The following is a 6,121-nucleotide window of genomic DNA, read 5'->3' on the forward strand; positions in this document are numbered from 1 at the left end:
AGACACTGCCCGCGCCCACCCCGGCCCACATCTACACTTTGGCGGTCGGCGGCAGCTTCAGTTGTTTATAACAGACAGACCGCTGGCCCCGGTTCGGTCCTCGTCCGGACACCCCGTGCGCCCGGCAGGGCCGGGCGCACGGGGTCGCGTGGTCCCGACGGCCCCCGCCGACCGCGCCATCTCACCGGGCGGAGCCCCGCACCGAGGAGCCCCACACCGAGGAGCCCCGCACCGGCGCACGGCGTCACCGCGCGTGGCGGGACGGTTCGGGTGCGTGGGCCGTGGGCCAGGGCGGGCTGGTCTCCGCGCGCGGCCCGCGGGCGAACTCGGTCACCAGCGTGTCGTTGAAGACCGGGAGGTCGCCCGGTTTGCGGCTGGAGACCAGGACGCCGGGGCCGTCCCGGCAGACGTGGACCTCCTCGTCCACCCACTGGGCGCCCGCGTTGACGAGGTCGGTGCGGATGCTGGGCCAGGAGGTCAGGGTCCGCCCGCGCACCGCGTCCGCCTCCACCAGCGTCCACGGGCCGTGGCAGATCACGGCGACCGGCCGGCCGGAGGTGCAGAAGGCGCGGACGAAGGCCACGGCGTGCTGGTCCAGCCGCAGGTGGTCGGGGTTGGCGACGCCGCCCGGCAGGACGAGGGCCTCGTACCGGGCGTCATCGGCCTCCGCGACGACGTCGTCCACGGCGAAGCTGTCGGCCCGGTCCAGGTGCCGGTAGGCCTGTACCCGACCGGGCCGGGTGGAGACCAGCCGCGGGGTGCCGCCCGCCTCGGCCACCGCCTGCCAGGGCGAGGTCAGTTCGATCTGTTCGACCCCCTTCGGCGCGACCAGGAAGGCGACCGTCCGTCCGGTCAGGGTCACCAGCGGCACCGGCGATCACCCCGAGAAGTGCTGGTCCAGCACCGTCCGGCCGTGGGTGGTCAGGTCGCCGGGGGTCAGCTCGACGGCGGCGGGCGGCGGGGCCGAGCGGACGCGGGCACGCGGGCAGTCCAGGTGGACCACCAGCTCCAGGTGGTCGATCCGGGCCACCAGGCCGACCGGGACCAGCAGCCTGGTGCCCTGCACCCAGGGCCCGGCGTCGACCAGCAGGTGGTCACCGGCGTCCTGCTCGACCCGGCCGAGCGGGCCGTCCGTCGCCTCCACCTCGTAGCCGACCAGGTTCAGGTCGGCGGCATGGTGGGAGCCCGGACGGTACTCCCACAGGTCGGTCGTCATGGCACTCACGCCTCCGGTTGGTCCCAGGGACGGCGCTCCCCGTGTTCACCGCGCTCGCGACGACCACCCCGTTCTCCGCGGTCGCGGCCCTCGCCACCCAGGAGGTCCGTGCCGTCCGCGTCCGAAGGGTGGCCCGGTCGCCGGCGGCGCAGCAGGGCCGCGACCCCGACCGCGACACCCACGCTGACCGCCCAGACCAGCGCGACCGCGACCAGGACCGGCGCGGTCGGGGTGCGCGCGCCGATGCTGAGGCAGATCGCGCCCATCACCAGCGCGGTCATCAGAGCACCCGGCGGCACCTTCTGCGCCACGCGGCGCTGCAGCAGCCGGATCCGGCCCGGCTGTTTGGCCCCCATCGTGCTCAACCGCCGGTCCAGGCGCGTGTCCTGGCGCAGATCGGACTCGATCTCCTCCAGAAGCCGCCGTTCCCGGCCGCTCAACCCGGGTCCGTCCATCTCGGTCACCTCCGAGCCGTCCGGTGACGTCGTTCTCACGTCCGGGCGGATGCCCGGTTCGACTGTGCCTCAACCGCTCCGGCCGGCCGGTACGGCGGGAGCGGCAGGACGGCAGGCTCCGAAGGCCCTGGGGCGGGCCAACAGGCTGTCGTCCAGCACGTGCAGCAGGGCGGCGGCGTCGCGATGCACCTCCACCGCGCCCGCCGCCCGAAGTTCGGGACCGGTCGTGCCGCCGGTCTCCAGGGCGACGCACGGCACGGCGGCACGGCGCGCCGCCAGGACCTCGGGCACGCTCCCGGCGACGAACACCGCGTGCGGCGGCGAGCCGTCCACGAGGTCGAGGGCGGTACGCACGGGGTCGCCGCCCGGGGTGTTCACGGTCAGGACCGGTGCACCGGCCGGGCCGGGCCCGGTGAGCACCACCGTCCAGCCGCGCGCGTCGCACTCGCGCAACAGCTCGGCGTCGTCCGGCACGGGGGCGGGCCCGCTACCGGGCAGCGCGGCTCGCCAGTCGGTACCGAAGAGTGCCGCCGAGATGACCGTCATGGCCCACCGCTTCCCGTTCCGTGCCGCACACGGGCGCGCCCTTCCAGACTAGGCCCCCACCCCCGCCCCGCGCCTGGCCAGAACGCCTCCACGGGCCCCGGCACGGGAAGTCGTCCGCCACCGGTCCCCCGTTCACGCTCCGCTCACGCCGTCGGGAAGCCCGGGGTGCGGTGCCGGGTGCCGTCCGGGGTGATGGCGAGGGCTTCGACGGCGGGGTGCCGGGTGGCCCAGGCGAGGGCGCGGGCGGGGCCCATGGCGAAGGCTGCGGTGGCCCAGGCGTCGGTGCGGGCGAGGCCGCGGCCGACCAGGGTGAGGGAGGCGAGCCCGGTGGCCGGCCGGCCGGTGTGGGGGTCGATGATGTGCGGGCCGCGTTCGGCGGTGCCGGAGGTGGCGACGGCGAGGTCGTGTCCGGTCACCGTGGCGGCCAGGGCGCCGGGGTTCAGCGGGTCGGCGATGCCCACCCGCCAGGGGCCACCCGCCGTCTGGACGTCGCCGCCGCCGCTGACGACGTGATCGGCCGATCCTGCGGCGCTCAGCATCCTGGACGCCTCCTCCACCGCCCAGCCCTTGACCCAGCCACTGGGGTCGAGCCGTCCGGCGGGGCGGTCGGTGAACCAGCCGTCCGTCTCCGCCGCCACCTCGCGGCAGCGGGCGAGCACCTCTGCGACGTCGGGGTGGCAACCGCCCAGGGCGAGTTCGCCCCGGTCGAGGCGGCTGACGTCGCTGTCGGACCGGTACGGGGAGAAGACCGCGTCGATCTCGTGCAGCCGTCCGGCGATCAGGTGCAGGGCGGCCTCCGTCCCGGGTGCGGGATCGCGGACGGCGAACGAGAACACCGTGCCCATGACGTGCTCGGTGTGCCGGAGCAGCGGCCGCGGCAGGGCGCTCACCGGCCGGCCTGGTCGAGGGCGCTCTGGAGCGAGCGGGTGTAGCCGTCGCTGGTGTAGGTGGCGCCGGAGACCACGTCGACGTCGGCGCTCTGGGCGGCGAGTGCCTCCCGGTTGAGCACGGGTATGGCGCTCGTGTTGATCTCCCGGTCGCGGCGGTCGCTGGTGGGGTACTTCACGACGTCGACCTTGGTGATCTTCGTTCCGTCGAGCGTGACCTTCACCTGGACCGGCCCGTACCGGGTGGGGACGGCGTCCCCGGTGACCGTCCGCAGGGAGGCCGACCCGGGCGAGGACGCGGAGGAGGAGGAACCGGAGGAGGAGCCGGACGAGCCGGAGGAGGAGGGCGCGGAGGCACCCGGGGAGGCCTGCGCCGGGCCCGCGGCGGACAGCGCCGTCGGGGTCGAGCCGCCCCCGCCGTCGTGGGGTTTGAGGGAGAGCAGCAGGATCACGCCGGCGGCGGTGGCGGTGCAGGTGACGACGGCTCTTCGCATCGGTCGCTCCTATCGATATCGACGGCGGGAAGGCGGGACGGCGGAGAAGCGGGTGGCGGGAAGGGCAGCGGGGAGACGGGGAAGCGGAGAGGCGGGGAGGGAGAGGCGGAGAGGCACGGCGTGGCCCGGTCAGAGCTCGAAGGACTCGTGGTGGATACGCCCGCGACGTACCCCGGCCGCCCGCAACGCGCGGACCGCGTCCTCGCTGAACCGGGCCGGGCCGCACAGGTAGACCTCGTGCCGGGCGAGGTCGGGGACGAGCCGGGCGAGCGCGGTACCGAGGTCCCCGGTCTGGGCGCGGCTGCCGAGCAGTTCGTGCACGCGGGCGCCACGCCGGGCGGCGACCTGGGCGAGTTCGGCGCGGAACAGCACGTCGTCGGCGGTGCGGGCCCGTTGGACCAGGGTCACCTCGCCGGGCAGGGTCTCGAACAGCGCCCGCAGCGGTGTGATGCCGACGCCCGCGCCGAGCAGCAGCACCTTGCGTGCCCGGTGCCGCCGGGCGGTGAACGCCCCGTAGGGTCCTTCGGCGCGGACCTTCGTGCCGGGGCGCAGCGCGGCGACGGCGGCGCTGTGCGCGCCGAGGTCCTTGACGGTGAAGCGGAGGAACTGCGGGTGTGCGGGCGCGGAGAGCGAGTAGGGGTTGGCGGCCCAGCGCAGCGCCCGGGTCTGGAACTGGAGGCGGAAGAACTGACCCGGTTCGGCACGCAGTTCGGGCAGCCGCTGGCCGGTGAGGAAGACCGAGACGACGCCCGGGCCCTCCGGCCGGACCTCGGCGACGGTGAGCCGGTGACGGCGGTCGCGCAGCCAGGGGACGGCCAGCCGGTACCAGCCGACGAGCAGCGCGGTGCCGAGGTAGAGCGCGGTCCAGGCGAGGCGGGCGGGGCCCGGGCCGAGATCGGCGCCGGTGGCGAGCTGGTGGCCGAACCCGAGGGCGACCGCGAGGTAGGTGCCGAGGTGCAGGTAGTACCAGGTCTCGTGGCTGAGGCGGCGGCGGGCGGCACGGGCGGAGACCAGGCCCGTGCCGAGCATCAGCAGGGTGGCCAGCCCGGCCTTCAGCATCTCGGGCCAGTGCAGGACGATGTCCACGCCCTCGCCGATCAGGCCGCGGCCGTCGGTGAGGGCGTAGCCCCAGACCACGGTGAGCACGTGGACGGCGACCAGCCCGACCAGGTAGCGACCACCCCAGGCGTGCCAGCGGGCGAGGCGGTCGGCGCCGACTCCGCGTTCCAGGAACGGCAGCCGGGCCATCAGGAGCAGCAGGACCGGGGCCGCGTATCCGGCGAGCAGTCCGGTGATCCGGCCGGCGCCGGTGAGCCACTGCGCGGGACCCGCGATCCCCTCGGTGTCCTGCCACCAGAGCGCCAGCACGGCCACGGCGCCCGCCGCGATCACCGACCGGACGACGAGGGCCGTGGTGCCGGGGGGAAGCGGGCGGCGGGCCGGGCGACGGGCCGGACCGGCCGCACGGGCTCGGTGTGCGAGCGGTACGGTCACGGTGCCCTCCTCGGCTGCCGGTTCTGCCTGGGAGGCCAACCATGCCAGCGGAGCCGACCGTGCGCGCGCCCCCAAGAGACCCTTCACGCCCCACCGGGGAGGACGTTTCCACAGGTCAGAGAGGGTGAACGGGAAGGCGGGAGCCCTAGTGGATCTCACCGCTTTCTCACCTGCCGACGGCTGCCGGCGCCCGCCGACGCCCGCCGACGGCTTCCGACGGCTTCCGACGCCTACTGGCGGCCGCGGCCGTCGCCCACCACCGGCTACGCGGGCTCGGGGTCGTCGGCGAGCCGGGCGTGCAGGTGCTCGTCGTGGTACCTGCCGTCACCGAAGAGGTACGAGGCCCGCAGGGTGCCCTCGTAGGGGAAGCCGCAGCGTTCGGCGACCCGGCAGGAGCCGTCGTTGCCGGCCGCGTGTGCGATCTCGATGCGGCGGGTCCCGGCCGTGGCGATGCCCCAGCTCGTGACCGCTCTGACCGCCCGGCCGGCGACGCCGCGGCCGCGGGCGGACGGTACCAGCCAGTAGCCGATCATCGCGAGGCCGTCCTCCCGGTTCACCCAGCGCAGGGCGGTGTTTCCCAGCAGCGTCCGGTCGGCGCCGTCGAGGACGGCGAAGGCGGCGCTGGCGCCGCTCTCCCAACCGGCGTCGCAGCGGTCGAGGTACGCCTCGGCACCGGCCTCGTCGGTGGTGTGCAGCGGGCTCCACAGGGCGATCGCCGGATCGGCCGCGGCGGCGATCAGGGCGGGCACGGCGCCGCCACGGACGTCGGTCTTCCGCCCCCAGGGGCACAGGACGACGTCTCCCAGGTCGAGCGTGACCGGGATGAACGAGCGCTGGTCGGCGGCGGTTTCGATGGTGCTCATCCGCCCTTCCTACCCGGCTCCGGGTGGGCGCGCCAGCGAATTCCGCCGGGCCCGGGGAACCGGCGCGGCGCGCGGGCCCGGCGGACGACGTCCAGCGCTCCGGGTACGGGCAGGGACGGGCGGGTGCGGCCGGATTGGGCAGGGCGGGCCGGCCCGCGCGGGTGCG

8 protein-coding genes are annotated in these 6,121 nt (G+C 75.4%); all 8 read right to left on the reverse strand.

Going from position 1 to position 6,121, the window contains the following annotated elements; genetic code table 11:
• Window positions 1–244: 244 nt before the first annotated feature.
• Window positions 245–871: a type 1 glutamine amidotransferase domain-containing protein gene (locus ACFC1F_RS30940; RefSeq protein ID WP_376163225.1), complete on the reverse strand. Its 627-nt coding sequence runs from the start codon at window positions 869–871 to the stop codon at window positions 245–247.
• Window positions 872–877: 6 nt separating this feature from the next.
• On the reverse strand, window positions 878–1,216 hold the full coding sequence (locus ACFC1F_RS30945; protein ID WP_209413253.1) for a PRC-barrel domain containing protein: 339 nt from the start codon (window positions 1,214–1,216) through the stop codon (window positions 878–880).
• 5 nt (window positions 1,217–1,221) lie between these two features.
• Window positions 1,222–1,671 (reverse strand): hypothetical protein, encoded by a 450-nt coding sequence (locus tag ACFC1F_RS30950; RefSeq protein WP_376163227.1) that lies wholly within the window; start codon window positions 1,669–1,671, stop codon window positions 1,222–1,224.
• Between the two features lie 69 nt (window positions 1,672–1,740).
• Complete coding sequence (locus ACFC1F_RS30955; protein ID WP_376163229.1) at window positions 1,741–2,217, reverse strand: HAD family hydrolase; 477 nt, start codon at window positions 2,215–2,217, stop codon at window positions 1,741–1,743.
• Window positions 2,218–2,360: 143 nt separating this feature from the next.
• Entirely contained in the window at window positions 2,361–3,062 is a 702-nt protein-coding gene (locus ACFC1F_RS30960) for an FAD:protein FMN transferase (RefSeq protein WP_376163241.1), read from the reverse strand.
• A 41-nt stretch (window positions 3,063–3,103) separates the two neighbouring features.
• Window positions 3,104–3,598: an FMN-binding protein gene (locus ACFC1F_RS30965; protein WP_376163231.1), complete on the reverse strand. Its 495-nt coding sequence runs from the start codon at window positions 3,596–3,598 to the stop codon at window positions 3,104–3,106.
• 129 nt (window positions 3,599–3,727) lie between these two features.
• Window positions 3,728–5,092, reverse strand: a complete 1,365-nt coding sequence (locus tag ACFC1F_RS30970) for a ferric reductase-like transmembrane domain-containing protein (RefSeq protein WP_376163233.1) — start codon at window positions 5,090–5,092, stop codon at window positions 3,728–3,730.
• 263 nt (window positions 5,093–5,355) lie between these two features.
• Entirely contained in the window at window positions 5,356–5,955 is a 600-nt protein-coding gene (locus ACFC1F_RS30975) for a GNAT family N-acetyltransferase (RefSeq protein WP_376163235.1), read from the reverse strand.
• Window positions 5,956–6,121 lie beyond the last annotated feature (166 nt).

The sequence above is a fragment of the Kitasatospora sp. NPDC056181 genome (assembly GCF_042266225.1).
GTDB lineage: Bacteria > Actinomycetota > Actinomycetes > Streptomycetales > Streptomycetaceae > Kitasatospora.

Coding starts and splice junctions, on each gene's coding strand:
- ACFC1F_RS30945 (WP_209413253.1), bottom strand. CDS start 1,216: ATGACGACCGACCTGTGGGAGTACCGTCCGGGCTCCCACCATGCCGCC.
- ACFC1F_RS30950 (WP_376163227.1), bottom strand. CDS start 1,671: ATGGACGGACCCGGGTTGAGCGGCCGGGAACGGCGGCTTCTGGAGGAG.
- ACFC1F_RS30955 (WP_376163229.1), bottom strand. CDS start 2,217: ATGACGGTCATCTCGGCGGCACTCTTCGGTACCGACTGGCGAGCCGCG.
- ACFC1F_RS30960 (WP_376163241.1), bottom strand. CDS start 3,062: ATGGGCACGGTGTTCTCGTTCGCCGTCCGCGATCCCGCACCCGGGACG.
- ACFC1F_RS30965 (WP_376163231.1), bottom strand. CDS start 3,598: ATGCGAAGAGCCGTCGTCACCTGCACCGCCACCGCCGCCGGCGTGATC.
- ACFC1F_RS30975 (WP_376163235.1), bottom strand. CDS start 5,955: ATGAGCACCATCGAAACCGCCGCCGACCAGCGCTCGTTCATCCCGGTC.